This is a genomic window from Enterobacter sp. 186315 (assembly GCF_053290175.1).
On the sequence record NZ_JBPTTK010000048.1, the window covers coordinates 1 to 3005 of the forward strand.

Here is a 3005-nt window from a genome sequence, read left to right on the forward strand (position 1 = left end):
CGGACATCGTTAACTTAAGATACAAAAGCTGTCCGGAGATGGCGGGTCAAGATCATCACTTACTGACTGCATACATTCCTCCTCTGTTGGACAATCCAAAAAAGAAAAATGTGACTGTTATAAGTATGACTCAAAAAATTTTCTGCGCGATCATTCCATTCACGGAAGCAGGTCTGAAATCGTCACGAGATAACTGACCGGCTGGCAGGCACATAACAATCGTGGCATGCGAAATGCTGACAGATTTAAGAATCTGTGAAAGTGGTGAAAAAGACAATATTCAGAGGATAAATCTACGGAGATGGGCCTGTTCCTGCTCATTCAGTTGAGCATACTCCTTAATTTGTCTGAACAACGATTCCTTGCTGTTAGACGCAACAGAAGAAAGATATTCCCCGCTCCGCCATTTATAAATATAAACCAGATAAAAAGGAGATGATGGTGAGTACTGATAGCTAATGGAGAGGTGATTGCAGATTCTTTGCTTTTCCATATAATTAACATTGTTACCAAAAAAATATATATACATATTTTTGTTGATTTTGAAGCATGAGTACCGGCACGTTTCATAACACATAAACAGCGCCAGACACAGCAGGATGATGTCTACAGCAGTAAAGTTGCGGTTCCGAATTAACTGCCAGTTTCGGCATTGATAATCAATACTTAAAAAAAGCCCCGGTTGCGGGGCAACTTTGAGTCAAAACTGTTCTTATGTTTGTGTGCTTCGAGCGTTGATAACGTAAACACCATAACAGTCAGGGGTTAAATGGCAAATAAAATACATCTTATCTTTAGGCTTTTTGTGCGGTATCAGACCCTGGATATCCAGATTAAGGAAAAAGCGCTGCAATAATATACAGGATATATTTTACTCACTGCCAATATATGGTGTTTCTGCACCCTGTACAATACTCCGGCAGTGAAACATAATCGATACCGGGGTCAGATGTCTGCCCTATAAATTATGCACCGGCTTTTCCCCAATGGTTATCACGCTCTTTTTGTCTGCGGGTGATGAACTAAATGCAGAAGTGATATGTCATGGTTCAGATACAGAGGTTCGCTAATAATGAACCCGTCAGGGTAATGAGCGTTCGACCTAATAAAGGGCAAATATGCGTTTATATGCTTACAAGGCGATAAGAGGTTTGACTGCCGGAAAATATTTTTCCTTTGCGTTAATGACCGGACTGGCTTGGCGCTCACAGCTGCAGGCAGGCCTGTGAACAGGGCACAATTCCCCGAAGCCCAATGTATAACAAGCGCAAATTCCCGGGTCCAGGAATAATCCCGGGCCAGAACCTGAGCGGTTTTTTCCGGGTAACATCCATCAGCGTAAACGACGACAACATCCGGAATCATCGTCAGCCGGAGACGACGGCTGCGTTGGTTGAAAACGGTTAAGTAGCTTTTAGATTCTCCAGGGGCGTGTCAGGAGAGGTAAGAATAATTCACAGGTGCTTTACATTGATATCTTCATTCCGGTAAAAAGCAACTGCGAGCCAGCAGGCCCGCAGTATGATTTCTAGCAGTTTAATAAACTGGCTATAAAATCAGGAGTTGTCAGATTTACGGCCTCCGCCGTGACTGTTTTGTCCCCCTTTCTTGCCAGCTTCCGATGCGCGCTGCGGGTCGTTTTTAAAATTCCCTCCGCTATGCTGCCCGCCTTTACGTCCAGCTTCAGAAGCTTTTTCAGGGTTTTCAGCGAAATTACCGGAACCACCACGATGCTCTGCCATATTAAACCTCATCTCTCATATATTGGTTATGTCAGTAAGATACGTAAGTATTTCGTATCTCTCGTCGTTCGATAAATAAATTTAGTCGATGTGCAGGTCCTGTCAAACCTGTTTTTTATCATGCGTGAGGGTTTCCTGATATTACGGGGGGTGATTTTACGTTTCGCTTGATTTATATAATCGACCACACTTACGCCAGTAACCTGCTGTTTTATGGGAGGGCCTGTAACAAAAATCAAAGACTAAAAGTAGTTAACGAAGCGCAAAGCACAATGTTTTCATGTGTAAGCAATCAGTTTCCAAAGATATAAAACGGATTTTTCTTATTTTGGCCAAAAAAAAGCCGCTGGGGAGCGGCTGTAAACAAGGGAAATCCAGATGCTTTCATACTATTTCAGGCTAGCTGTTGTTTTCATTTTTCACAAGTTGAATTACATAAGAGGTGACCATGCCTGTATCACATACTAACGTTCAGAATATAACGATCATAAATATTCTCGACACTTTTAGCGTCAGGTTTGATATTTTTCAATAGATCCATATTGTCGGACAAAATTGTACATATCTGTCCGCGTGGAAATGCCCGCAGAAAACATCCGGAACCAGCGCCAGCCGGAAGCCATGGCCTATTCAGCAGTAATTACCCGTTGGCGCATTTACGATCGAACTGGAGAGAAAAAAGCCCGCACGGGAGCGGGCATAATTCCCTTAGTTTTGTTATCAATCCCGCGCTCAGGACGCAGGTATATAACCTATCGACAGCATAAACAATTACTTTAAGAAGGCAATTTTTCAGGTCGTTGCCTGGCTCAACGGCGCAGGCGCAAATGGGGCCAGGACAGGGGCTACAGCAGCAGTGACAGATGAAGCGGGATATGTTGTCGCCTCGTTATACGATGAGATTTTCTGCTCTGCTGATCGTACGCTGATATCCAGTGATGCTGCGGAGATCGAGGGGTAAGTCTGAGGAAGAAGCCGAAGTGGTGGGACGGGTGGCATTTTTCTTCAACTTAACTGACAGTGATGAGTGTCCGGTATAAGAAGCGGCATAAATTTGAACGCCATGGCGGGGGGAGATTTAATGTCTCCCCTTGTGGCCTCTAATGTCCACTATGAGCGGGAAGCGGACATTGAGCCATTCAAATAATCTGTGCCAAAATTTGTCATTAAGGCCAGCACTTTCGGGTAGATCCATTTCCCGCCCGCCCTGAATCGCCACGGGTTTAACAGACACCTCAGAGTCATTTAAGATGGCTTAAAGAG

Annotated in this window: 2 protein-coding genes and 1 pseudogene; 2 read left to right on the forward strand and 1 reads right to left on the reverse strand. The window is 44.1% G+C overall.

Annotated elements, in window-relative coordinates; all coding sequences use genetic code 11:
* The coding region (locus ACSVHP_RS22815; RefSeq protein ID WP_312999688.1) for a hypothetical protein at positions 1 to 197 on the forward strand (197 nt) is incomplete at its 5' end.
* A gap of 1359 nt (positions 198 to 1556) precedes the next feature.
* On the opposite strand, the gene ACSVHP_RS22820 is transcribed toward ACSVHP_RS22815, so the two are convergent.
* Positions 1557 to 1742 carry a con-10 family general stress protein gene (locus ACSVHP_RS22820; RefSeq protein WP_103793602.1) on the reverse strand — a complete coding sequence of 62 codons (186 nt, stop codon included), beginning with the start codon at positions 1740 to 1742 and terminating at the stop codon, positions 1557 to 1559.
* A gap of 836 nt (positions 1743 to 2578) precedes the next feature.
* Here ACSVHP_RS22820 and ACSVHP_RS22825 point away from each other — a divergent pair.
* Positions 2579 to 2671: pseudogene (locus ACSVHP_RS22825) on the forward strand (DUF4113 domain-containing protein); the annotation flags it as partial.
* Positions 2672 to 3005: the final 334 nt, after the last annotated feature.